At 74.4% G+C, this 23974-nt stretch carries 19 protein-coding genes; 15 read left to right on the top strand and 4 right to left on the bottom strand.

The window, feature by feature from the left end; translation table 11 throughout:
* Nucleotides 1-3 precede the first annotated feature (3 nt).
* From HCN56_RS03280 to HCN56_RS03215, 14 genes are all read left to right on the top strand, one after another.
* Nucleotides 4-939: a carbohydrate ABC transporter permease gene (locus HCN56_RS03280; RefSeq protein ID WP_312871023.1), complete on the top strand. Its 936-nt coding sequence runs from the start codon at nt 4-6 to the stop codon at nt 937-939.
* A complete protein-coding gene (locus tag HCN56_RS03275) occupies nt 936-1895 on the top strand; it encodes a carbohydrate ABC transporter permease (RefSeq protein WP_167967928.1) in 960 nt (319 codons plus the stop codon). The genes HCN56_RS03280 and HCN56_RS03275 overlap by 4 nt, the downstream gene beginning before the upstream one ends.
* Nucleotides 1895-3010, top strand: coding sequence for an ABC transporter ATP-binding protein (locus HCN56_RS03270; RefSeq protein WP_167967927.1), 1116 nt, complete (start codon nt 1895-1897; stop codon nt 3008-3010). The genes HCN56_RS03275 and HCN56_RS03270 overlap by 1 nt, the downstream gene beginning before the upstream one ends.
* Entirely contained in the window at nt 3007-4233 is a 1227-nt protein-coding gene (locus tag HCN56_RS03265; protein WP_167967926.1) for a CehA/McbA family metallohydrolase, read from the top strand. Before HCN56_RS03270 ends, HCN56_RS03265 begins: the two co-directional genes overlap by 4 nt.
* Nucleotides 4224-5114: a TIM barrel protein gene (locus HCN56_RS03260; protein WP_312871022.1), complete on the top strand. Its 891-nt coding sequence runs from the start codon at nt 4224-4226 to the stop codon at nt 5112-5114. The genes HCN56_RS03265 and HCN56_RS03260 overlap by 10 nt, the downstream gene beginning before the upstream one ends.
* The gene (locus HCN56_RS03255; RefSeq protein WP_167967925.1) at nt 5111-6313 is read left to right on the top strand and encodes a Gfo/Idh/MocA family protein; all 1203 of its coding nucleotides are present in this window, start codon (nt 5111-5113) and stop codon (nt 6311-6313) included. Before HCN56_RS03260 ends, HCN56_RS03255 begins: the two co-directional genes overlap by 4 nt.
* Nucleotides 6306-8957 (top strand): glycoside hydrolase family 38 N-terminal domain-containing protein, encoded by a 2652-nt coding sequence (locus tag HCN56_RS03250; RefSeq protein ID WP_167967924.1) that lies wholly within the window; start codon nt 6306-6308, stop codon nt 8955-8957. Before HCN56_RS03255 ends, HCN56_RS03250 begins: the two co-directional genes overlap by 8 nt.
* A gap of 101 nt (nt 8958-9058) precedes the next feature.
* Nucleotides 9059-10069, top strand: coding sequence for a 5-dehydro-2-deoxygluconokinase (iolC, locus tag HCN56_RS03245; protein WP_167967950.1), 1011 nt, complete (start codon nt 9059-9061; stop codon nt 10067-10069).
* On the top strand, nt 10066-10947 hold the full coding sequence (locus tag HCN56_RS03240; protein ID WP_167967923.1) for a Cgl0159 family (beta/alpha)8-fold protein: 882 nt from the start codon (nt 10066-10068) through the stop codon (nt 10945-10947). Before iolC ends, HCN56_RS03240 begins: the two co-directional genes overlap by 4 nt.
* A 202-nt stretch (nt 10948-11149) precedes the next feature.
* The gene (gene iolB / locus HCN56_RS03235; protein WP_167967922.1) at nt 11150-12151 is read left to right on the top strand and encodes a 5-deoxy-glucuronate isomerase; all 1002 of its coding nucleotides are present in this window, start codon (nt 11150-11152) and stop codon (nt 12149-12151) included.
* The gene (iolD, locus tag HCN56_RS03230; protein WP_167967921.1) at nt 12148-14040 is read left to right on the top strand and encodes a 3D-(3,5/4)-trihydroxycyclohexane-1,2-dione acylhydrolase (decyclizing); all 1893 of its coding nucleotides are present in this window, start codon (nt 12148-12150) and stop codon (nt 14038-14040) included. Before iolB ends, iolD begins: the two co-directional genes overlap by 4 nt.
* 34 nt (nt 14041-14074) lie before the next feature.
* The gene (locus tag HCN56_RS03225; RefSeq protein ID WP_167967920.1) at nt 14075-15571 is read left to right on the top strand and encodes a CoA-acylating methylmalonate-semialdehyde dehydrogenase; all 1497 of its coding nucleotides are present in this window, start codon (nt 14075-14077) and stop codon (nt 15569-15571) included.
* Between the two features lie 273 nt (nt 15572-15844).
* Nucleotides 15845-16045: a MerR family transcriptional regulator gene (locus HCN56_RS03220; protein WP_167967919.1), complete on the top strand. Its 201-nt coding sequence runs from the start codon at nt 15845-15847 to the stop codon at nt 16043-16045.
* A 288-nt stretch (nt 16046-16333) separates the two neighbouring features.
* A complete protein-coding gene (locus HCN56_RS03215) occupies nt 16334-16546 on the top strand; it encodes a heavy-metal-associated domain-containing protein (RefSeq protein WP_167967918.1) in 213 nt (70 codons plus the stop codon).
* Nucleotides 16547-17162: 616 nt separating this feature from the next.
* Here the strand turns inward: HCN56_RS03215 and HCN56_RS03210 are convergent.
* The 3 genes from HCN56_RS03210 to HCN56_RS03200 all read right to left on the bottom strand — a co-directional run bounded on the left by HCN56_RS03210 (nt 17163) and on the right by HCN56_RS03200 (nt 21736).
* A complete protein-coding gene (locus HCN56_RS03210; RefSeq protein ID WP_167967917.1) occupies nt 17163-18467 on the bottom strand; it encodes a citrate synthase in 1305 nt (434 codons plus the stop codon).
* Between the two features lie 218 nt (nt 18468-18685).
* On the bottom strand, nt 18686-20956 hold the full coding sequence (gene recD2, locus HCN56_RS03205; protein WP_167967916.1) for an SF1B family DNA helicase RecD2: 2271 nt from the start codon (nt 20954-20956) through the stop codon (nt 18686-18688).
* A gap of 405 nt (nt 20957-21361) precedes the next feature.
* The gene (locus HCN56_RS03200) at nt 21362-21736 is read right to left on the bottom strand and encodes a VOC family protein (protein ID WP_167967915.1); all 375 of its coding nucleotides are present in this window, start codon (nt 21734-21736) and stop codon (nt 21362-21364) included.
* A 151-nt stretch (nt 21737-21887) separates the two neighbouring features.
* Between HCN56_RS03200 and HCN56_RS03195 the strand changes: the two genes are divergently transcribed.
* Nucleotides 21888-22433 carry a CGNR zinc finger domain-containing protein gene (locus HCN56_RS03195; RefSeq protein WP_167967914.1) on the top strand — a complete coding sequence of 182 codons (546 nt, stop codon included), beginning with the start codon at nt 21888-21890 and terminating at the stop codon, nt 22431-22433.
* 84 nt (nt 22434-22517) lie between these two features.
* On the opposite strand, the gene HCN56_RS03190 is transcribed toward HCN56_RS03195, so the two are convergent.
* Nucleotides 22518-23858, bottom strand: coding sequence for a UDP-glucose dehydrogenase family protein (locus tag HCN56_RS03190; protein ID WP_167967913.1), 1341 nt, complete (start codon nt 23856-23858; stop codon nt 22518-22520).
* Nucleotides 23859-23974: the final 116 nt, after the last annotated feature.

Here is a 23974-nt window from a genome sequence, read left to right as displayed (position 1 = left end):
TCGGTGAACGGATCGAAGGGGCGCCCGCTCGCGGGCGCCCCCGCCGGGCGCACGGACCGCTCGGACGCCGCGGGGCTGGGCCGCGGCAGGGCGGCGGGGTTCGTCGCCCCCGCGATGCTGCTGATCGTCGCCTTCCTGCTCTTCCCCGCGCTGTGGACGGTCTACCTGGGCCTGACCGACTACCAGTTGACGGGGTTCGCCGCGGCGAACCCGCAGGTGGTCGGCCTGGAGAACTACGACCGGGCGCTCAGTGACGACCGGTTCTCCAACTCTCTCGTCCTGACGCTGCAGTTCGTGCTGGGTTCGGCGGTGCTCGGCCAGGCCGTGCTGGGGTTCGCCATCGCCTGGCTGATGCGCAACCGGGTGGGCGCGCTGCGCCGCACGGTCGAGGCGCTCGTCCTGCTGGCGTGGATTCTGCCCAGCTCCGTGATCACCTTCCTGTGGATCGCGCTGCTGGACCGGGACGGCGGGACGCTGAACGCGCTGCTGAACACGCCGGGAACGGCGTGGCTGCTCGAGTACCCGATGGTCTCGATCATCGTCTTCAACATCTGGAAGGGCGCCGCCTTCTCCATGATGCTGTACGCGGCGGCGCTCGGTAACGTGCCGCCCTCGCACCTGGAGACGGCACGGCTGGCGGGAGCCGGAACGTTCCAGCAGCTGCGCGACGTGGTCTTCCCGCGGATCAAGGGCCATGTGCTGACCAACCTGCTGCTGATCAGCCTGTGGACGTTCAACGACTTCACGCCGTTCCTGCTGACGGCGGGCGGGCCCGAGAACCGCACCGAGATCATGCCGGTCTTCATCTACCGGATCGCCCTGGAGAGCGGTGAGCTCGGCTTCGGCGCGGCGATCTCGGTCCTGATGCTGCTGATCAACCTGGTGATCGCACTGGTCTACATGCGACTGCTCAGGCAGCGGAAGGACGCGAGCACATGACTTCTCACCCCGACCACGCCGCCGTCCCCAGCGCCTCGGACGCCGCCCCGGTCGCCGTCGCGACCACGCCGTCCGGTCCGCCGCCGCCCGATGCGGAGCACCGCCGCCGGGAGGCGCAGCGTGCTGCCGGCCGCGCGGGCGCCCGCAAGGCGGTCGCCGGGATCGGCTTCTACACCTTCGTCAGCCTGGTGCTGGCCTTCTTCTCGCTGCCGCTGCTGTGGCTGGCCGTCGCGCCGTTCGACGCCAACCCCGGGCTGTCGGCGTCGCTGCCGGAGTTCACCCTCCAGAACTTCCGCGTGCTGTGGGACAACCCGTACGCGATGCGGTCGCTGGGCAACTCGGTGATCCTCGCCGGCGGCACCGGGCTGCTGGTGGTGGCGTTCGCCGCGCTCGCCGCCTACGCCCTCAGCCGGGTCCGGCTCCCCGGCCGCGACATGCTGCTGTACGTCCTGCTGCTGCTGTCGTCGATCGTCACCGGCACCGCCGCCATGGTCCCGCTGTTCAACCTGGCGACGGAGCTGCGGCTGATCGACTCCCAGCTCGGCGTCATCCTGGTCCTCAGCGGCGGGCTGCTGCCCAGCGCCATCTTCATCCTCAAGGACTTCATGGACGGCACGCCGCGGTCCTACGAGGAGTCCGCGCGGGTCTTCGGCGCCTCACCGTTCCAGATCATGCGGGACATCGTCGTGCCCGTGGTCCGCCCGGGGCTGGCGACGATCGGCGTGTGGTCCGTGGCGCAGGTGTGGGGCAACTTCCTCATCCCGTTCCTGCTGCTCCGCTCGCCGGACCAGTACCCGGCCGCCGTCGTGATGTACACGTTCTACACGGAGGGCGGGCAGGCCAACCTGGCGCTGATCTCGACCTTCTCCCTGCTCTACTCCGTCCCGGTGATCCTGATGTTCCTGTTCGTCAGTTCCCGTTACGGATTCCGTTTCCACGGAGGTATCAAGCGCTGATGGCAGCCATCACGACGGACCGGCTCACCAAGGTCTACCCGGGCGGGGTCCGCGCCCTGGACGAGATCGACCTCACCGTCGAGGACGGTGAGTTCTTCGCGCTGCTCGGCCCCTCCGGCTGCGGCAAGACCACCCTGCTCCGCACCGTCGCCGGTCTGGAGGAGTCCTCCGGCGGCTCGCTGCACATCGGCGACGTGGACGTCACCCGCACCCCGCCGGGCAGCCGCGACGTGGCGATGGTCTTCCAGGACTACGCCCTCTTCCCCCACATGACGGTCGCCGAGAACGTCGCCTACCCGCTGCGCATCAAGAAGGTCGCGCGCGCCAAGCGCACCGAGAAGGCGGCGGCGACCGCCGGGGAGCTGGGGCTGAGCGACTACCTGGAGCGGCGCCCCGGGCAGCTCTCCGGCGGGCAGCAGCAGCGGGTGGCGCTGGCGCGCGCCATGGCGTGCCACCCGAGCGTCTTCCTCTTCGACGAGCCGCTGTCCAACCTGGACGCGCGGATGCGGCTGGAGGCGCGCACCTTCCTCAAGCGGCTCCAGCGGGAGCTGGGCGTCACCACGGTCTTCGTCACCCACGACCAGGCCGAGGCGCTCGCGCTGGCGGACCGCATCGCGGTGATGGAGAGCGGCCGCATCCGGCAGCTCGGCACGCCCAGCGAGGTGTTCCGCCGGCCCGCCAACACCTTCGTGGCGTCGTTCATCGGTTCGACGCCGATGAACCTCCTCGACGGGGTCGTCCGGCCGCGCGGCATCGAGGTCGCCGGCGAGCTGCTGCCCACGCCGCCGGAGCCCGCGGGCCGGCTGGTCGACGGGGAGAAGGTCGTCTACGGCATCCGCCCCGAGTACCTGGTCCACTCCCCCACCGCCGTCCCCGGCTCGCTGGCGGGCGAGGTGCGGGTGGTGGAGAACCTGGGCCACGCCCAGTTGGTGACGCTGGAGGGCCCGGCCGGTTTCGTCCAACTGGTGGTGGACGAGGACACGCCGGTCGCCCTCGGGGACCGCGGCTTCGCCGTGCCGCGGCAGGACCGGGCGCTGGTCTACCGCGACGGGGAGCTGGTCACCAGCGGCGACCCGACCGGGCTGGCCGCGGCGGGCGCCTCGGGGACGGCGTGAACCGCGAGGTCGCCGTCCACCGCGGTCGCTGGTCCCTGACGGACCGGCTGGACGCGATCCTCCGGGAGCTGCCCTTCGAGGTGGCTCCCGGGGCCGCGGGCGTCACCGTCGAGTTGGAGTACGACCGGCGGTGCGGGGTGCTCGACCTCGGGTGCGAGGGCGCCGGCGGCTACCGGGGCTGGTCCGGCGGCGCGCGCGACCGTTTCACGATCGCCGAGCGGTGGGCCACCCCCGGCTACCTGCCGGGCGCCCCCGAACCCGGCCCCTGGCGCGTCCTGCTGCGGCTGCACCGGGTACCGCCGGCGGGGCTGGAGTACACCGTGCGCGTGACCGCGCACGGTGCGGCGCCGCCGGAGCCCACGCCCCCGCCCGTGCCGCCACCGCGTGAGCGGCCGCCCCGCCGCGAGCTGCCGGTGCTGCGGAGCGCCGGCGGCGAACTCCGGTGGTACGCGGGCGACTTCCACGCGCACACCGTCCACAGCGACGGCGCCCTCACCATCGACGAGCTGGCGTCGCTCGCCGCCGGGCAGGGGCTGGACTTCCTCGCCGTCACCGACCACAACACCACCAGCCACCACCCCCACCTGCCCGCCGCCGGCGCCCGGCACGGCATCACGCTGGTCCCCGGCCAGGAGGTGACCCGGGACGACGGCCACGCCAACGTCTTCGGCGACACCGGCTTCGTCGACTTCCGCCGACCGGCCGACGACTGGTACCGCGCCGCGCGGGAAGGCGGAGGGGTGATGTCGCTCAACCACCCGCTCAGCGGCGACTGCGCGTGGCGCCTTCCCCTGGCGGAGAGGCCCCGCCACGTCGAGCTGTGGCATTCCAGCTGGGCGGACCGACGCTGGGGCGCGCCCCTGGCGTGGTCCCGCGCCTGGCGCCCGGACACGGTCGCCGTCGGCGGCAGCGACTTCCACCGCCCCGGGGAGGGGAAGACCCCCGGCACCCCCACCACCTGGGTGCTCGCCGAGGACCCCTCGCCCACCGCCGTGGTGGCGGCGCTGGCCGCCGGCCGCACCGCGGTCTGCGCCGGGCCGGGCGCCCCGCTGCTGCTGCGCCACGGCGACGAACTGCTCGCGCGCGACGCGGACGGCCTCGTCCTCGTCCGCCCCGACGGGACCCGCACCGTGGTGCGCGGCGACCGCGCCACCGCGGCGGCCGACGCCGGTCCCCACCGTCTGGAGACCTACGAGAACGAGGTGATCGCACTGTGTCAGTGACCATCCGGGTGGCCAACGCCCCCGTCAACTTCGGCATCTACCAGCCGGACAGCGCGCCGTTCACCGCCCCGGAGCTCCTCGCGGCACTCGCCGACGCCGGGTACGCGGGCGTCGACTCCGGCCCGATCGGCTACCTCGGCACCGGCGACACGCTGCGCGCGCGGCTCGCGGAGACCGGGCTGCACCTGGCCGGCGGCTGGGTGGACCTGCGGTTCACCGACGAGGACGGCTGGCGGGAGGACCTCGCCGGCCTCGACGCCGCCCTCGACGTCTTCACCGCCGCCGAGGTGGACGACCCCCGGTTCGCGCCCCGCCCCACCCTGTCGCTGCCCGCGGACCCGGTGCGGTTCGCCCGCCCGGGGCTGGCGCTGGGCGGCATCGAGGACTGGCCGGGCTTCGCCCGCCGCCTCCAGGAGACCGCGGACCGCTGCCGGGAGCGCGGGCTGGAGGCCGTCTACCACCACCACCTGGGCACGCTCGTGGAGAGCGAGGCCGAGGTGGACCGGGTGCTGGACTCCACCGACGTCTCGCTCTGCCTGGACACCGGGCACCTCTACCTCGCCGGCGGGGAGCCGACGGCCGCGCTGCGCCGCTGGGCGCCGCGGGTCAAGCAGGTGCACGTCAAGGACGGCTCCCGCGCGCTGACCGAGCGCTCCCGCGAGGCGGGGCTGGACTTCGACCAGCTCGTCGCCGAGGGCGGCTTCACCGTGCTGGGCGAGGGCGACCTCGCGCCGGCCGACACCGTGGCCGTGCTGCGCGAGATCGGCTACACCGGCTGGGTCGTCGTCGAGCAGGACGCGCCGGCCACCGGCCGCGCCCCGGCCTCGCTCCTCGCCGACCAGCGCACCAACCGCGAGGTGCTCCGGAAGGCCGACCTGTGACGGGCTCGACCGCCGGGGGCGACGGCCCCGGCGGGGACCGGCCCGAACGGGTGCGGGTCGCGGTCGCCGGCCTGGGCACGGTCGCACAGACCGTCCACCTGCCGCTGCTGGAGCGCCTCGGCGACCGCTTCGCCGTCGCCGCGCTCGCCGACCTCTCCCCCGGCGTGCTGCGGCGGACCGGCGACCGGTTCGGCGTGCCCGAGGAGCGGCGGTTCACCGAGGTCGGCGCGATGCTGGACCACGGCGGCTTCGACGCCGTGATGCTGCTGACCTCCGGTTCGCACGTCCCGGACGCGCTGGACGCGCTGCGCCGCGGCCACACGGTCCTCGCCGAGAAGCCGCTCGGCTACGCCCACGGCGAGCTGGCCGGGCTGCTCGCCGCCGACGGCCCCGACGCGGGGCTCGCCGACCGGCTGATGGTCGGCTACATGAAGCAGTACGACCCGGCGACGCGGCGGCTCGCGGCGCTGCTGGCGGAGGCCGGCGGCCCCGAGGCCGTGCACAGCATCGAGGTCACGGTGCTGCACCCCTCCGCCGAGGCGCAGTTGGCCTTCGCCCGGCTCCCCGCTCCGCCCGGCGACGTGGACCCGGCGGTCCTCGCGGCGCTGGCCACCGCGCAGCAGCTGCCGCTGACCGCGGCGCTCGGTGCCGACGCGGCACCGGAGGTGCGGACCCTCTACGGCATCACGATGAACAGCGTCTGCCACGAGCTGTCGCTGATCCGGCTGCTGGCGGGCGCCCCTGCCGGGGTCGACCACGCGGCGCTGTGGCGCGCCCCCTCCGCCGGGGAGGGCGACCCGCCGTCCGCGGAGCTGTCGGGCAGCCTCGCCCACGGCGGCCGGTTCGGCATCCGCTGGCTGTACCAGCCCGGCTACCCGGCCTACCGGGAGACGGTGGCCGTGCACCACGCCGGCGGCTCGCTGGAGCTGGTGTTCCCCTCGCCGTACCGACTGAACGTCCCCACCACGCTCACGGTGAGCGGTGGTCGCGACGAGCTGGAGCACCGCACCGTCCACACCGCCCCCACCGGGGGTTTCGAGGCCGAACTCGTGGCGTTCCACGAGCTGGCCACCCGGGGCACGCCCCCACTGTCCGGCGTCGACGAGGCCGCCGCCGACATCACCTTCGCCCAACAGGCCGTCGCGCGGCTCGCCGCCGCGCACGGCTACGCACTGACCGGGGAAGCAGCCCATGCGTGATCTCGTCATCGTTCCGCACACCCACTGGGACCGGGAGTGGTACCTGCCGTTCCAGCGATTCCGCCTCCAACTGGTCGGCTTGCTGGACGAGTTGCTGGAGACGATGGAGCAGGACGACCGGCACCGGTTCACCCTGGACGGGCAACTCGCCGCCGTCGACGACTACCTGGAGGTGCGCCCGGAGGCCCGGGAGCGCGTCGTCGCCCTGGTGGAGGCCGGCCGGCTGGCGATCGGCCCGTGGGACATCCTCATGGACGAGTTCCTCTGCTCGGGCGAGCAGATCGTCCGCAACCTGGAGCGCGGCATACGGCGCTCCACGGAGCTGGGCGGCGTCATGCCGGTCGGCTACCTGCCGGACATGTTCGGCCACATCGCGCAGATGCCGCAGATCCTGCGGCGCGCCGGGCTGCACCACGCCTGCGTCCACCGCGGGGTGCCGACCGCGGTCACCACCGACTCCTTCGCCTGGACGGCGCCGGACGGCACCGCGGTGCGGACCCGGTACCTCGCGGCCGGCGGCTACGGCAACGCGGCCGGCCTGCTGGCCGACGCCGACTCCGTGGCGGACCGTGTCGCGGAGCTGTCGCAGCGGATGACGCCCTGGGCGCTGCCGGGCACCACCACCCCGCTGCTGGGGATGCTCGGCTCGGACCACACCGCGCCCGCCCCGCAGGCGCCGGACCAGCTGGCCGCGGCGACCGCCGTCACCGGCGTCCCGACGCGGCTGGAGACGCTGGCCGCGTTCTTCGCGGAGCTGCCGGAGTCGGTGGACGGCCTGCCGGTGGTCCACGGCGAGCTGCGCTCGCACGCGCGCGCCAACATCCTGCCGGGGGTCAACTCGGTCCGGCCGCAGCTGAAGCGGGCGATGAGCCTCGCCGAGCGCGCCGTGGAGCGGTACGCGGAGCCGCTGGCCGCGCTGTACGGCGACGGCGGCGAGCAGCGGTTCCTCGACATGGCGTGGCAGCGGCTGATCGCGGTCTCGGGCCACGACTCCGTCACCGGGTGCGGCTGCGACGAGACGGCGGTCCAGGTCGGCGCGCGGATGGCGGAGGCCGAGCAACTGGGCCAGGCCGTCTGCGACATGATCGGGCGGCGGCTGGCCGCCGAGGTGCCGCAGGACGCGGTGCTGGTGGTGAACCCCTCCCCGCACCCGCGCTCCGGCGTGGTGATGGTGACGGCCGAGCGGGACGGCGGCGAGGTCCTGGCCGACGACCGGCTCCCGGGGGCGGTGGCGCTGGCGCGGGTGCACGGCACCGAGCTGTACGGGCGGCACATCACGGCCTGGGACCTCACCGGCGACACGCTGACCTTCCGCGTCGCGCGCCACACCTCGCTGCCGTTCGACGTCTCCGAGGTCCGCGAGGCGCTGGCACGGCCGGGCGGCGACTGGCGGCGGGACGAGGTCCGGGTGCGCATCCTGGCGCTGCCCGAGGAGGAGGTGCCGGTGTGGGTGGAGGTGCCGCCGCTGGGCCACGCGGCGGTGCGGGCGCCGGCCGCCGGCACGGTCCCCTCGCTGCCGCCGCACGACGTCCGGGCCGACGGCCGCGCGCTCACCAACGGACTGCTGCGGGTCGAGGTGGCGGCCGACGGCACCCTGACGCTGGAGGCCGACGGGGTGCGCACCACGGGCGTCGGCGCGCTGGAGGACGGCGGTGACCTGGGCGACACCTACAACTACGCGCCGCCGCAGGCGGACGTGCTGGTGGGCGACCCGGACGAGGTGCGGGTCGGCGTGGTACGCCGCTCGCCGCTGACCTCGGCGCTCCGGATCGAGCGGGACTACCGCTGGCCGGCCGCGGGTGACTTCGCCACCGGGGGCCGCTCCGCGCGGACCGAGCCGGTGACGGTGACCACCGAGGTGGAGCTGCGGGCCGGTGAGCGGTTCGTGCGGCTGACCGTGCGGTTCGACAACCGCTGCGAGGACCACCGGCTGCGGCTGCGGCTGCCGCTTCCCCACCGGGCGGCGTCCTCCTTCGCGGAGGGCCAGTTCGCCGTCGTCGAGCGGGGGCTCACCGCCGAGGGCGGCGGCGGGGAGGAGCCGGTGGCGACGTTCCCCGCCGCGGGCTTCGTCGCCGCGGGCGGGCTCGCCGTGCTGCTGGAGGAGTACAGCGAGTACGAACTCACGCACGGCGGCGACGAGTTGGCGCTGACCTTGCTGCGGGCAGTGGGGAGCATCTCCCGCAACCGCCATGTGTACCGCGACGAGCCGGCCGGACCGCAGGTGCCGACGCCCGGCGCCCAGGCGCGCGGCGAGCGGACCGTCACCCTCGCGCTGGCGCCGTACGCGGGCGACTGGCAGGACGGCGACGTGCTGCGGTCCGCCGAGGAGTTCCGCCACGCGCTGTACGGCGTCCCGGGCCGCGCGCCGCGGGGCGGTCGGCTGCCCGAGCCCGTCACCGGCCTGTCGGTCACCGGGCCGGGCGTGGCGCTGACCGCCGTCCGGGCCCGCGACGAGGGGTGGACCGAGGTGCGGTTCGTCGCCGAGGGCGGCTCCGCGACCCGGGCCCGCCTCGCCGGCGACTTCACCCGCGCCCGCCGCGCGGACCTGCTGGGACGTCCGGGAGAGGAACTGCCCGTCACCGACGGGGTGCTGACCGTCCCGGTCGGCGCGTGGGAGATCGCGACCGTGCAGCTGGCCCGGTGAGCGGGCCGGTGCCGGCGTCGGAAGGAGAAGCGGTGGGAGCACCACGGACCGACGGCGCCGGCCCCCGGCCGGCGGACACCACCCGGTACGACCTGATCACCATGGGACGCATCGGGGTGGACATCTACCCGCTGCAGACCGGGGTGTCGCTCGCCCGGGTGGAGACCTTCGCCAAGTACCTCGGCGGCTCCCCCACCAACGTGGCGGTGGCCGCCGCCCGGTTGGGCCGCCGCACCGCGGTGGTGAGCCGCACCGGCCGCGACCCGTTCGGGGCCTACTGCCGCCAGGCGCTGGCCGAGTTCGGGGTGGACGGCCGCTGGGTGACCGAGGTGCCCGAGTACCCCACGCCGGTCACCTTCTGCGAGATCTTCCCGCCCGACCACTTCCCGCTGTACTTCTACCGGGAGCCGAAGGCACCGGACCTGGAGATCCACGCGGCGGAGCTGGACCGGCGGGCGATCCGGGAGGCGGCGGTCTTCTGGATGACCGGCACCGGCCTCTGCGCGGAGCCCAGCCGGGCCGCCACCCTCGCCGCGCTGGAGACCCGGCGCGCCGACCGTTCGGGGCAGGTCGCCACCGTCTTCGACCTGGACTGGCGGCCGATGTTCTGGGAGGCGGGTCCCGACGGCGCCCGCACCCACTACGAGCAGGCGCTCGCCCACGCCACCGTCGCCGTGGGCAACCTCCAGGAGTGCGAGGTCGCCACCGGCGAGAGCGAACCGGAGGCCTGCGCGCAGGCGTTGCTGGAACGCGGCGTCGAGCTCGCGGTGGTCAAGCAGGGCCCGCGCGGGGTGCTGGCCGTGCACCGCGACGGCACCATCGCCGAGGTGCCGCCGCATCCGGTGGAGGTGGTCAACGGCCTCGGCGCGGGTGACGCCTTCGGCGGCGCCCTCTGCCACGGACTGCTGGCCGGCTGGGAGGTGGAGCGCACGATCCGCCACGCCAACGCGGCGGGCGCCCTGGTCGCCTCCCGGCTGTCCTGCTCCGCGGCGATGCCCACCGCCGAGGAGGTCACCGCCCTGCTCGGCGGGGAGGGGGTGCCGGGACGCGGCGAGGACGGCGCGGACCCCGGCTCCCCCGACCCGCACGACCCGAAGGGGGAATCCCCGTGACCATCACCATCGCCGACCTGCCGACGGTACGCAGCCGCACCCCGGAGGCCATCGGGGAGGCGGCACGGCGCCGCGTGCGCCGCCCCCTGCTCGGGGAGAGCGGGCGGCTGATGATCGTCGCCGCGGACCACCCGGCGCGCGGAGCCCTCGCCGCCGGCGGCCGCCCGCTGGCCATGGCCAACCGGGGCGAGCTGCTGCGGCGCCTGGTGCTGGCCCTCTCACGCCCCGGCGTCGACGGCGTGCTGGCCACCGCGGACATCCTGGAGGACCTGCTGCTGCTCGGCGCGCTGGAGGGCAAGGTGGCGCTGGGGTCGATGAACCGCGGCGGCCTCGCGGGCTCCGCCTTCGAGGCGGACGACCGGTTCACCGGGCACCGCGCCGAGGACCTGGAGCGGATGCGGTTCGACGGCGGGAAGCTGCTGCTGCGGATCGACCGCGACGACCCCGGCTCGCTGAGCACCCTGCACGCCACCGCGCGGGCGGTGGACGCCATGGCCGAGCGGCGGCTGCCGCTGTTCGTCGAGCCGTTCCTCTCCCGCCGGGACGACCGGGGGCGGCTGGTCAACGACGTCTCCCCGGAGGCGGTGACGACCTCCGTCGCGATCGCCTCCGGGCTGGGCGGCACCTCCGCCTACACCTGGCTGAAGGTGCCCGTCACCGCCGACCCCGACGAGATGGGGCCGGTGCTGGAGACGTCGACCCTGCCGGCCGTGCTGCTCGGCGGCGACCTGGGACCCGACCCCGGCGAGGTGTTCCACCGGTGGCGGCACGCGCTGCGGCTGCCGACGGTCCAGGGCCTGGTCGCCGGGCGGTCCCTGCTCTATCCGGCCGACGACGACGTGGCCCGGGCCGTGGACACGGCGGTCGGACTGCTGTGAGAGAGCGCGCTGTCCCGCCGGAGCTGTTCGACGGCCCGGGCGGGGCAGCGCGCTCTTCGAGGCCTCGCGCGGCGGCCCCGCCGCGGAGACAGTGGAGTGGGCCGGTCACCGCACCGGGACCGGCCCGGGTACCGGCGGGCGCCGGCGCGGCACCGGCACAGCCGGCCGCCCGCCGGGAGCACGCCAACAAGGAGAGCGGGCCATGACCTACCACCTTCCGGCGGGCACCACCGCCACCGGGCCGTACCACCTGGACATCAGCCCCGAGCGGGCCGGCTGGGCGCACAGCGCGCTGCGCGTGCTCCACCTGGACGCGGGCGGCTCCCACACCTTCCGCACCGCCGACAGCGAGTGGATCGTGCTGCCGCTCGCCGGCGGGGCGACCGTCACCGCCGAGGGCGAGCACCTGGAGCTCCGCGGCCGGGCGTCCGTCTTCGCCGGTCCCTCGGACTTCGCCTACGTGCCGCGCGACACCGAGGTCACCGTCGCCTCGGCCGGCGGCGCCCGCCTCGCGCTGACCGGCGCCCGCTGCGAGCGGCGGCTGCCGGTGCGGCTGGGCCGGGCGGAGGACGTCCCGGTGGAGCTGCGCGGCAGCGGCGTCTGCTCCCGGCAGGTGCACAACTTCGCCGCCGCCGGGGTCTTCGAGGCGGACCGGCTGATCGCCGTCGAGGTCTTCACCCCGGGCGGCAACTGGTCGTCCTACCCGCCGCACAAGCACGACGAGGACCGGCCGGGTGAGGAGTCGGTGCTGGAGGAGATCTACTACTACGAGTTCGCCGCCGACGACACCGCCGGCACCCCGCCGGGCACCCCCGGTTTCGGCTACCAGCGGGTCTCGTCCTCGGGGCGCGGGCGGGGCACGGAGGTGCTGGCGGAGGTCCGGGACGGCGACGCCGTCGTCATCCCCGACGGCTGGCACGGCCCGTCCGTGGCGGCGCCCGGGCACCACATGTACTACCTCAACGTGATGGCCGGGCCGAACCCGGAGCGGGCCTGGCTGATCAGCGACCACCCGGACCACACCTGGGTCCGCGCGACCTGGCCGGCGACGCCGGTCGACCCCCGGCTGCCACTGCCCGCCGCCCCCGGCGGCCGCGCCGGCGGGAACGGGGCGGAGGCGGCCGGTGAGGACGGGGAGGGCGGGTACGAGAGCGGTGACGCGGCGGGCAGCGGGCCCGCCGGGGAAGGGACGCGTGAGCCATGAGTGAGCTGTCACCCGGTACCGGTCCGGCCGTGGAGCGACTGACGGTCGCCCAGGCGCTGGTGCGCTTCCTCGCCGCGCAGTACACCGAACGGGACGGCGTCCGCCGGCGGTTCGTCGAGTCGATGTGGGGGGTCTTCGGACACGGCAACGTGGCCGGCGTGGGGCAGGCGCTGGTGGAGTACCGGGACCGGATGCGGTACCTCCAGGGCCGGAACGAGCAGGCCATGGTGCACGCCGCCGTCGGCTTCGCCCGCCACTCGGGGCGGCTGCGGGCCCAGGCGGTCACCACCTCGATCGGGCCGGGCGCCACCAACCTGGTGACCGGCGCGGCGCTGGCGACGATCAACCGCATCCCGGTGCTGCTGCTGCCGGGCGACAGCTTCGCCACCCGGCCCGCCGAGCCGGTGCTCCAGCAGCTGGAGCACCCGTCGGCCGGCGACGTCACCGTCAACGACGCGCTGCGCCCGGTCAGCCGCTGGTTCGACCGGATCACCCGGCCCGAGCAGCTGGTGCCCGCCGCGCTCCAGGCGATGCGCGTCCTGACCGACCCGGTGGAGACCGGCGCGGTCACGCTGGCACTGCCGCAGGACGTGCAGGCCGAGGCGTACGACTGGCCGGCCGGGTTCTTCGCCGAGCGGGTCTGGCGGATCGCCCGGCCGGCGCCGGACCCCGACGCGCTCGCGGCGGCCGCCGCGGCGGTGCGGGCGGCACGGCGGCCGCTGATCGTGGCGGGCGGCGGCGTCCACCACAGCGAGGCGCACGAGGCGCTGCGGGAGCTGGTGGACGCCACCGGTATCCCCGTGGCCGTCACCCAGGCCGGGACCGGCGCGCTGCGGCACGACCACGCATCGGAGACCGGGGGCATCGGGCACACCGGCACCGCCGTCGCCAACTCGCTGGCGCGCCACGCGGACCTCGTCATCGGGGTCGGCACCCGGTACACCGACTTCACCACCGCCTCCCGCACGCTGTTCGCCGCCGAGGACGTGCGGTTCCTCAACCTCAACATCGCCTCCCACGACGCCCACAAGCTGGCGGGGCTGCCGCTGGTCGCCGACGCGCGCACCGGGCTGGTCGCGCTGCGCGCCGCGTTGGAGGGCCACCACGTGGAGCCGGCGTACGAGGCGGAGTACGCGGCGGGCCGCGCGGACTGGGAGACGGTCGCCGGCGCGGCGCTCGCCACCCCCGAGGACGCCTCCCGCCCCACCCAGGCGCAGGTCATCGGCTTGCTGGCCGAGACGGTGGGCGACGAGGACGTCGTGGTCAACGCCGCGGGTTCGCTGCCCGGGGACCTCCACAAGCTGTGGCGGCCCCGGTCGCCGCGCCAGTACCACCTGGAGTACGGCTACTCCTGCATGGGGTACGAGATCCCCGCCGCGATCGGGGTGCGGCTGGCGGCGCCCGACACCCCGGTCTGGGCGCTGGTCGGCGACGGCACCTATCTGATGATGCCGACCGAGCTGGTGACGGCCGTCCAGGAGCGGCTGCCGGTCACCGTGGTGCTGGTGCAGAACCACGGCTACGCGTCGATCGGCGGGCTGTCGGAGGCCACCGGCGGCGAACGGCTGGGCACCGCGTTCCGGTACCTGGCGGCCGACGGCACGTTCACCGGCGACCCGCTCCCGGTCGACCTGGCGGCCAACGCCGCCTCCCTCGGGCTCGCCGTCGAGCGAGCCTCCACCGTCGGCGAGTTGCGGGCGGCGCTGGCGTGGGCGCGGGCGGCCTCCGGGCCGACCTGCGTGTACGTGGAGACCGACCCGGAGCCCACCGTCCCCGCCGCCCAGGCGTGGTGGGACGTACCGGTCGCGGAGGTGTCGCGCCGACCGGCCGCCCGTGCGGCGGCGGAGGAGTACGGACGGCTGCGGGAGACGCGCCGCCACCACCTGTGATCGGGCCCGACCCCGAGAGAGAGGCCAACCGAGGATGACGCACACCATCGGCCACTGGATCGCCGGAGCCGCCGTGCCCGGAGACTCCGGCCGGACCCTGGCGGTCCACGACCCGGCGACGGGCGAGGAGAGAGCACGGCTGGCCGTCGCCTCCCCCGAGGAGGTCGACCGCGCCGTGGCGGCCGCGCGCGAGGCGCTGCCCGCGTGGGCGGGCAGCTCGCTGGCACGGCGTACCGCGGTGCTGTTCGCCTACCGGACGCTGCTCGACGCGCGGCGCGAGGAGCTGGCCCGGCTGATCTCGGCCGAGCACGGCAAGGTGTTCTCCGACGCGCTCGGCGAGGTGGCGCGGGGGTTGGAGGTCGTGGACCTGGCCTGCGGGGTGCCGCAGCTGCTGAAGGGCGAGCTGTCCACGGAGGTCTCGGCGCGGGTCGACGTCGCCTCGTTGCGGCAGCCGGTCGGCGTCGTCGCCGGGGTGACGCCGTTCAACTTCCCGGCGATGGTGCCGCTGTGGATGTTCCCGCTGGCCGTGGCCTGCGGCAACACCTTCGTGCTGAAGCCGAGCGAGAAGGACCCCTCGGCGGCGATGCTGCTGGCGTCGCTGGCCGCCGAGGCCGGGTTGCCGGCCGGGGTGCTGAACGTCGTCAACGGCGACCGCGCGGCGGTGGAGCGGCTGCTGGACCACCCGGAGGTGGCCGCCGTCTCCTTCGTGGGCTCCACCCCCGTGGCGCGGGAGGTGCAGCGGCGGGCCGTCGCCGCGGGCAAGCGGGTGCAGGCGCTCGGCGGCGCCAAGAACCACATGGTGGTGCTGCCCGACGCCGATCTGGACCTGGCGGCCGACGGCGCGGTCAACGCCGCGTACGGCTCGGCGGGCGAGCGGTGCATGGCGGTCTCGGTGGTCGTGGCCGTGGGCGCGATCGGTGACGAGCTGGTGGCGCGGATCGCGGAACGCGCCCGGGCGGTGCGGGTGGGGCCCGGCGACGATCCGGCGTCGGAGATGGGCCCGCTGATCACCGCGGAGCACCGCGACCGGGTGGCCGGGTACGTGCAGCGGGCGGCGGCCCAGGGCGCCGAGGTGGTCGTCGACGGCACGGGGCTGCGGGTGCCGGGCCACGAGGACGGCTTCTTCCTCGGCGTCTCGCTGCTGGACCGGGTGCCGACGGCGTGCGACGCCTACCGGGACGAGATCTTCGGGCCGGTGCTGTGCGTGGTGCGGGCCGACTCCTACGAGGAGGCGGTGACGCTGGTCAACGCCTCGCCGTGGGGCAACGGCGCTGCGGTCTTCACCCGGGACGGCGGCGCGGCGCGCCGGTTCCAGCTGGAGGTGGAGGCCGGGATGGTCGGGGTGAACGTGCCGGTGCCGGTGCCGGTGGGCCACCACTCCTTCGGCGGCTGGAAGGACTCGCTCTTCGGCGACCACCACGTCTACGGCGAGGACGGCGTGCGGTTCTACACCCGCGGCAAGGTGGTGACGACCCGTTGGCCGGACCCGGCAGACGCCGGGGTCGACCTGGGGTTCCCCGCCAACCGCTGACCGCCGACCTCTGACCGCCAACCGCTGACCTGCTGCCGCCGCGGGCGCTCACCCGCAGCGGTGAGCACCCGCACAACCGTCCCGCCACCGCGTGTGACGGGGCGGTCACAAATGTCACCGGACGGCCGGTCGCGCGTCACAGGGCGCCGACACGGCCGGGTCCCGTGCGGGCCCGACCGCGGGCAGCGGGCGAGGCTCTCGGACCAGCCGCCGCCCGCGGCCACCGGGCGGCCCCCACCCCCCGACGCGGCGCGGGGCGGGAGGTGGAATGACGTGACGGACCGCCGCGAACTCTGGTCCTACCGCGAGATCGCCGCACACATCGGCGTCCGACCGGACACCGTCCGCTCCTACCGCAAGCACGCGCTGCTGCCGGAGCCCGATGTGGTGGAGCGCGGGCGGCCCCTCTGGTACCCGGAGACGATCCGGGAGTGGGTGAGCCGCCGCCCGGGGCACGGCTGGCGGCGGGGCTGACCGCGCGCGGCGGCCATGCCCTCCCGGGCCCCGGGGCGCCACCCCGCACCCCCGGCCGGTGCCCCGGGTCCGCGCCCCGCGCGTCCACCACCCCGCCACGGAGCCGTGGTGCCCCGCATCGACCTCCCGAGCAGCGGCACCCCGCCGACCGGAATACCCCTTGGGGGTATTATCGGCCAGTGGCGGGGCACCCCGACCCGCCACTGGAGCGACTCTCCTCCGGACCGCACCCCGCCGCGGGCGCGGGCGGCGGGCCGGGCGCGAGTCGGAGACCGAGAAGGAGAGCCCATGAGCACCGTCACCTACCAGGTCACCGGGATGAGCTGCGGCCACTGCGAGAAGGCCGTCTCCGAGGAGCTGTCGGCGCTGCCGGGCGTCTCCTCGGTGACGGCGAAGGCCGACACCGGCCTGGTGACCGTGGAGTCGACCGAGCCGCTCACCGACGAGGCGGTCCGGGCAGCGGTGGACGAGGCCGGGTACGAGGTCGCCGGCCGCGCCTGAGACGCGGGCGGCGGACGGCGGGACGCCCCCGGAGCGCAGGGCGCCCGCCGACCCCCGCGCCACGGGCACCCACCGCCGCGCGCACCCACCGCCACGCGCACCCCACGGCCCGCCCCGGACACCCCGGGAGCGGGCCGTCGCTGTACACGAGTGGGTGAACTGTCCGGCGAAGATGGACACATTCGGTGAACGAGCGTTTCCACAGCCGGACATCGGGCAGACGGACCATTGGAGGCGATCGGCCCCTTGCGCCGCGGAAGCGGCACTGGATCCGACTCACCTCCACCGAGACGGCGGGAAGCCTCCCGCGCGCGGCACGGCGGTGCCTCGGTTTCCCGGACCCCTCCCCGGGCAAAGCGAAGCGCCCCGTGCCGGGTCCCCCCACAGGGCCCGACGCGAGGCGCTTCTGTGCCGTCTGCGCAGAGTGTCCCCCCACGGGACCCCGGCCACGACGGCCACCGTCACGGATCCAGCCGAAACCGCGACGATGTCACTCCATAAGACCTCCCCGCGAGCAAAAAGTTGCTCCCCCGCACGTGTGACCTGCGTCACATTTACGGGGGAGCGGTGAAGATCCTTCACCCGGCCGGCACCCCGAAGGGTGCCGGCGGGGTGATCAGCGCTGCTCGACGGGGATGTAGTCCCGCTCGACCACGCCGGTGTACACCTGGCGGGGGCGACCGATCCGGGAGCCGGGCTCCTTGATCATCTCGTGCCACTGGGCGATCCAGCCGGGCAGGCGACCGAGGGCGAAGAGCACGGTGAACATGGAGTTCGGGAAGCCCATCGCCCGGTAGATCAGCCCGGTGTAGAAGTCCACGTTCGGGTAGAGGTTGCGCGAGACGAAGTAGTCGTCGTTGAGCGCGCGCTCCTCCAGCGCCAGCGCGATGTCGAGCAGCTCGTCGGACTTGCCGAGCGCCGACAGCACGTCGTGCGCCGCCTCCTTGATGATCTTGGCGCGCGGGTCGAAGCTCTTGTACACCCGGTGGCCGAAGCCCATCAGGCGGACGCCGTCCTCCTTATCCTTCACCTTGCGGATGAAGGTGTCCACGTCGCCGCCGGACTGCTGGATCTGCTCCAGCATCTCCGGCACGGCCTGGTTGGCGCCGCCGTGGAGCGGGCCCCAGAGCGCGTTGATGCCGGCGGAGATCGAGGCGAACAGGTTCGCCTGCGAGGAGCCCACCAGCCGCACGGTGGAGGTCGAGCAGTTCTGCTCGTGGTCCGCGTGCAGGATGAGCAGCTTGTCCAGCGCGGCCACGACGACCGGGTCCGGTACGTACTCCTCCGCCGGGACGGAGAAGGTCATGCGGAGGAAGTTCTCCACGTAACCGAGCTCGTTGCTGGGGTAGACCACGGGGTGGCCGACCGACTTCTTGTACGCGTACGCGGCGATCGTCGGCAGCTTGGCCAGCAGCCGGATCGTCGAGATGTGGCGCTGCCGCTCGTCGAACGGGTTGTGGCTGTCCTGGTAGAAGGTGGACAGCGCGCTCACCACCGACGACAGCATGGCCATCGGGTGGGCGTCCCGGGGGAACCCGTCGTAGAAGCGCTTCACGTCCTCGTGGAGGAGGGTGTGCTGCGTGATCTCGCTGCGGAAGCCGGAGAGCTCGTCCGCGGAGGGCAGCTCACCGTTGATCAGCAGGTACGCCGTCTCCAGGAAGGTGCCGTGCTCGGCCAGCTGCTCGATCGGGTACCCGCGGTAGCGCAGGATGCCCTGCTCACCGTCGAGATAGGTGACCCCCGACTTGTACGCGGCGGTGTTGCCGTAACCGGAGTCCAGGGTCACCAGACCGGTCTCGGCACGCAGCTTGCCGATGTCGAAACCACGGTCACCGACCGTCGAGTCCACCAGCGGGTAGCGGTACTCGCTGCCGGAGTACTTGACCACTACTGCGTCATCACTTGCGCGGTGTTCGCTCACGTCTATCCCTCACCGACGTCGTGCCTCTTCTTCGAGGTGCCCTGACTGCTTCCACTGTCCCCCATCAGAGGCCACTTAGTGCACTCGGGGTCGGCCGAACCCAAAAAATCTGGCACGCCGTGCCGGACAGTAGTACACAAGCACGGGCATAGCGCTCACTCGCCCTGCCGTGAGTACCGTCACGTCCGCCACCCGGTGCCGGGCGCAGGCGGCGACATTCAGCCGATCGGCCCGCCCGGCGGCGGCTCGCCTCCCGCGGACGGGCGGTCACCCGGACGGGTCACCAGCCGGCCGTCCAGCCGCGCGTCCAGCGCGGTGAACCGGCGGCCGGCGGAGGCCGTGCGGACCGCCTGGCCGAGCGCGCGCCGCGAACCGACGAGGACCACCAGCTTCTTCGCCCTGGTCACCGCGGTGTACAGCAGGTTCCGCTGCAGCATCATCCAGGCGCTCGTGGTCACCGGCACCACCACGCAGGGGTACTCGCTCCCCTGTGAGCGGTGGATGGTCACGGCGTAGGCGTGCGACAGCTCGTCGAGCTCGGTGAAGTCGTACCCGATCTCCTCGTCCTCCTCGGTGAGCACCGTCAGCCGCTGCTCGTCGAGGTCGAGGCCGGTGACCCGGCCGCCGGTGCCGTTGAAGACGCCGTTGGCGCCCTTGTCGTAGTTGTTGCGGATCTGGGTGACCTTGTCGCCGACGCGGAAGATCCGCCCGCCGACGCGCTTCTCCGGCAGGCCGGGGCGGGCCGGGGAGATCGCCTCCTGGAGGAGGCCGTTGAGGGCGCCGGCGCCGGCCGGTCCGCGGTGCATCGGGGTCAGCACCTGGATGTCGCGGCGGGGGTCGAGCCCGAAGCGGCGGGGGATGCGCCGGGCGACCACGTCCACCGTGAGCGCCCCGGCCGCCTCGGTGTCGTCCTCCGCGAAGAGGAAGAAGTCGTCCAGCCCCCGGGTGAGGGGGTGCTCGCCGGCGTTGATGCGGTGGGCGTTGGTGACGACCCCGGATTGCTGCGCCTGCCGGAAGATGCGGGTCAGCCGCACCGCCGGCACCGGGCCGGGCTCGGCGAGCAGGTCGCGCAGCACCTCCCCCGCGCCGACGGACGGCAGCTGGTCGACGTCGCCCACCAGCAGCAGGTGGGCACCGGGCGCCACGGCCTTCACGAGCTTGTTGGCCAGCAGCAGGTCCAGCATGGACGCCTCGTCGACCACGACCAGGTCCGCCTCCAGCGGACGGTCCCGGTCGTACGCCGCGTCACCCCCCGGCTTCAGCTCCAGCAGCCGGTGCACGGTGGACGCCTCCGCGCCCGTCAGCTCCGCGAGGCGCTTGGCGGCCCGGCCGGTGGGGGCGGCGAGCACCACCTTGGCGCGCTTGGCGCGGGCCAGTTCGACCACCGAGCGGACGGTGAAGGACTTGCCGCACCCCGGGCCGCCGGTCAGCACGGCGACCTTCCGGGTGAGGGCGAGCCGGACGGCGTCCCGCTGCTCGGTCGCCAGCTCGGCGCCGGTACGACCGGCGAGCCACCCCAGCGCCTTGTCCCAGTCGATCTCCCCGAACGCCGCGAGCCGGTCGTCGGAGGCGCGGAGGAGCCGGGTCAGCTGCGCGGCGAGGGAGACCTCGGCGCGGTGGAACGGCGTCAGGTACACCACCGTCAGCTCGTCGGCCGGGTCCTCGGGGTGCGGCACCTTCTCACGGACCACGGCCTCGCCCTCGGCCGCCAGTTCGCCGAGACACTCGATGACCAGGCCCGTGTCGACCTGGAGCAGCTTGACCGCGTCGGCGATCAGCCGCTCCTCGGGGAGGAAGCAGTGGCCCTGGTCCGTGGATTGCGACAGGGCGTGGCTCAGCCCGGCCTTGACCCGTTCGGGGCTGTCGTGCGGGATGCCGACGGCGCGGGCGATGCGGTCGGCGGTGAGGAAGCCGATGCCCCAGACGTCGGCCGCCAGCTGGTAGGGGCGCTCGCGCACCACCGAGATCGAGTCGTCGCCGTACTTCTTGTAGATGCGCACCGCGATGGAGGTGGAGACCTCGACGCTCTGGAGGAAGACCATCACCTCCTTGATCGCCTTCTGCTCCACCCATGCCTCGGCGATGCGGGCGGTGCGCTTGGGGCCGAGCCCGGGGACGGCGATCAGCTGCTTCGCGTCCTGCTCGATGACGTCGAGGGTGTCGGTCCCGAAGTGGTCCACGATGCGCTCGGCGGTCTTCGGGCCGATGCCCTTGATGAGGCCGGAGCCGAGGTAGCGCCGGATGCCCTGCACGGTGGCGGGGAGCACGGTGGTGTAGTTCTCGACGACGAACTGCCTGCCGTAGGTGGGGTGTGATCCCCAACTGCCCTCCATGCGGAGGGACTCCCCCACCTGGGCCCCGAGGAGGGCACCCACGACCGTCAGGAGGTCGCCGCCCCGGCCGGTGTCGACCCGGGCGACCGTCCAGCCGTTCTCCTCGTTGGCGTAGGTGATCCGCTCCAGGACCGCTTCGACGACCGCGCGTGACATGTGACGACGGTAGCGGGGGTGACCGACAGGGCGGGAGGGGCGGCCGTCCCGGCCGAGGCGGCCGGGGCCCGACGGCTCGGCGCAGACCGGGCGGCTGCGACCCCGGGAAACACCGAAGGGCCCGGTTCACGGGCCCTTCGATCCCCTCCTGCGTTCCCCCACTCACGGCCTAAGACACGACTGGGGCCGCGGCGGTTGCACCCCGAGACCGATTCGTTGCCGAAGTGACCGAGTGGGCACCGGCCGGGCCCGACGGGTCCGGGTCCGGCCGGACTTCGGGCAGTCGGGCGGTGACGGTCGCAGGTCAGCGGCGGCGCGGCCGGGACGGCGCGGACGTGCCCACTCGGGCACCGGGGCGGACGCACGCCGGAACCGCGGCGGGAGGGCGCCCCGGTCGGGCGGTCGTCAGCAGGCGCAGAGGCAGAAGGGATGGCCGGCGGGGTCGGCGTAGACCCGGAAGTTGCTGGTGGGGGTGGCGTTGCCGGCGAGCAGGACGGCGCCCAGCTCCAGCACCTGACGCTCCGCGTCGTCCTCCGTCCCCTTCGGGATCTCCAGGTCCAGGTGGAGCTGCTGCGGGTGGGCCGGGTCGGGCCAGCGGGGCGGCCGGTGGTCCGCGGCGCGCTGGAAACCGAGCCGGCGGTCGTGGGGGCCGACGATCTCGACCCAGTCGTCGTCACTGCCCGGGTCGACCGGCCAGCCGAGGAGGGCGGTGTAGAACGCAGCCAGCGCGCGGGGGTCGGGGCAGTCCAGGACAACGGGGCCGAGGGTGGCTACCGCCATGGGGATCTCCGTTCGGTCGGGGGCGGGTTCCGGCGTGGCCGCGGGCAGGACGGCGCCGCGCCGTTACCGCCTTTCGAGTGGAGCAGGTAACCCAGACGTTACCGCTGAAAGCCGTTGAGCGGTAACACCTGACGCGGGTTACGGTAACGGCGTGAGTGAGAGCGACGCCCCCGGGGAGCTGGGGCTGGTCCAACGGCTGGTGAACACCCTCGACGTGGAGACCGGCAGGGACGAGCTGGCCGCGACCGGAGGGCCGGCCGCCTTCGCCGCCACCCACGGACTGGACCTCTCCGGGGTCGCCACGGCGGAGCTCGTCGAGTTGCGCGAAGGGCTGCGCGCAGCGCTGCTCGGCCACGCCGGGGCGGAGGCGCCGACCGGTGGGCTCGCGACGCTCGGCACGCTGCTCGGCCGGGCTCCGCTGGTGGTGCGGCTGGAGCCGGGCGGACAGGCCGTGTTGGCCGCGGCGCCGGGCGCGCGCGGCATCGCCGCGCTCACGGCGCGGGTGGCGGCGGCGGTCGCGGTGGGCGAGGTCTCCGGCGAGTGGCGCCGCCTCAAGGCGTGCCACGCCGCGGACTGCGCCTGGGCCTACTACGACCGCAGCCCGGCGGGTCGTCGCCGCTGGTGCTCGATGAGCGTCTGCGGCAGCCGCGCCAAGATGCGCAGCTACCGCGACCGGCGGCGGTCGGCGGCGGGGTGAGGGCGGGCGCCGCCCGCCGGCCACCACGGGCGACGGGCGCGCGCCGTTCCGGTGGCCCGGGGCCACGGACGGCGGCGGCCCGGGTCAGAGCGTGGGGCGGCCCAGCGCGCGGTAGGTCCAGCCGGCGTTGCGCCACGCCACCGGGTCGAGCGCGTTGCGCCCGTCCAGGATGTGCCGCCGCCCGACCTGCTCGCCGAGGACCGCCGGGTCCAGCTCCCGGAACTCGGCCCATTCCGTGAGGTGCAGCACCACGTCGGCGCCGCGGACGGCCTCCGCGGCCGAGGCGGCGTACCCCAGGGTGGGGAAGATCCGGCGGGCGTTCTCGTTGCCCTTGGGGTCGTAGACGGTGACCTGCGCGCCCTGGAGATGCAGTTGCCCGGCGACGTTGAGCGCCGGGGAGTCGCGCACGTCGTCGGAGTCGGGCTTGAAGCTCGCCCCCAGCACGGCGACCCGGCGCCCGAGCAGGACACCGCCCAGCGCGTCCTTGGTGAGCTCCACCATGTGCCCGCGGCGGCGCATGTTGATGGAGTCGACCTCGCGCAGGAAGGTGAGCGCCTGGTCGGCGCCCAGCTCACCGGCGCGGGCCATGAAGGCGCGGATGTCCTTGGGCAGGCAGCCGCCCCCGAAGCCGATCCCGGCGCGCAGGAACTTCTTCCCGATGCGGTCGTCGTGGCCGATCGCCTCGGCCAGCTTCACCACGTCGCCGCCGGCGGCCTCGCAGACCTCCGCCATGGCGTTGATGAAGGAGATCTTGGTGGCGAGGAACGAGTTGGCCGAGGTCTTCACCAGTTCGGCGGTGGCGAAGTCGGTGACGACGAAGGGCGAACCCTCCGCGATCGGGGTGGCGTACACCTCGCGCAGCACGGCCTCGTGGCGCTGGTCGCGCACGCCGACGACGATGCGGTCGGGGTGGAGGGTGTCGTCGACGGCGAACCCCTCGCGGAGGAACTCCGGGTTCCACGCCAGCGCCGCCTCCTCACCGGCGGGGGCGAGTTCGGCGATCCGTGCCGCGAGCCGGTCCGCGCTGCCCACCGGGACGGTGGACTTGCCCACCACCAGGCAGGGGCGGTCGAGATGGACAGCGAGGCTCTCCACGGCGGCATCGACGTACGACATGTCGCAGGCGTACTCGCCGTGCTTCTGCGGGGTGTTCACGCAGACGAAGTGGACGTCGCCGAAAGCCGCCACCTCCGCCCAGTCCAGGGTGAAGCGCAGCCGCCCGGTGGAGCCGGGGAGTCCGGCGACGTGCCGGCGCAGCAGCTCCGCGAGGCCGGGCTCGTACATCGGGATCTCGCCCCGCCCGAGCAGTTCCACCTTCTCGGGGACCACGTCCAGTCCGAGCACCTCGAACCCCAGCTCCGCCATGGCGGCGGCGTGGGTGGCTCCGAGGTAGCCGGTACCGATAACAGTGATCTTGGGCGCCATGCGGGCTCCTGTGACGGGCGGCGGTGAGCGGGTCGAGCATAGCCGCGGGGCGCCCCGCTCCCGCGCGCCGGGGCGGGCCCCGGCCGGGCGGTGCGGCAGGGCCGGGAGGGCGGCGC

Origin of the sequence: Streptomyces lonarensis (genome assembly GCF_012033735.1) — a bacterium.
GTDB lineage: Bacteria > Actinomycetota > Actinomycetes > Streptomycetales > Streptomycetaceae > Streptomyces > Streptomyces lonarensis.
The sequence above is the reverse complement of the archived record's forward strand: the minus strand, read 5'-3'. Positions and strand labels throughout refer to the sequence as shown.

Coding starts and splice junctions, on each gene's coding strand:
- HCN56_RS03275 (WP_167967928.1), top strand. CDS start 936: ATGACTTCTCACCCCGACCACGCCGCCGTCCCCAGCGCCTCGGACGCC.
- HCN56_RS03270 (WP_167967927.1), top strand. CDS start 1,895: ATGGCAGCCATCACGACGGACCGGCTCACCAAGGTCTACCCGGGCGGG.
- iolD (WP_167967921.1), top strand. CDS start 12,148: ATGAGTGAGCTGTCACCCGGTACCGGTCCGGCCGTGGAGCGACTGACG.
- HCN56_RS03225 (WP_167967920.1), top strand. CDS start 14,075: ATGACGCACACCATCGGCCACTGGATCGCCGGAGCCGCCGTGCCCGGA.
- HCN56_RS03250 (WP_167967924.1), top strand. CDS start 6,306: ATGCGTGATCTCGTCATCGTTCCGCACACCCACTGGGACCGGGAGTGG.
- HCN56_RS03200 (WP_167967915.1), bottom strand. CDS start 21,736: ATGGCGGTAGCCACCCTCGGCCCCGTTGTCCTGGACTGCCCCGACCCC.
- HCN56_RS03215 (WP_167967918.1), top strand. CDS start 16,334: ATGAGCACCGTCACCTACCAGGTCACCGGGATGAGCTGCGGCCACTGC.
- iolB (WP_167967922.1), top strand. CDS start 11,150: ATGACCTACCACCTTCCGGCGGGCACCACCGCCACCGGGCCGTACCAC.
- HCN56_RS03190 (WP_167967913.1), bottom strand. CDS start 23,858: ATGGCGCCCAAGATCACTGTTATCGGTACCGGCTACCTCGGAGCCACC.
- iolC (WP_167967950.1), top strand. CDS start 9,059: ATGGGACGCATCGGGGTGGACATCTACCCGCTGCAGACCGGGGTGTCG.
- recD2 (WP_167967916.1), bottom strand. CDS start 20,956: ATGTCACGCGCGGTCGTCGAAGCGGTCCTGGAGCGGATCACCTACGCC.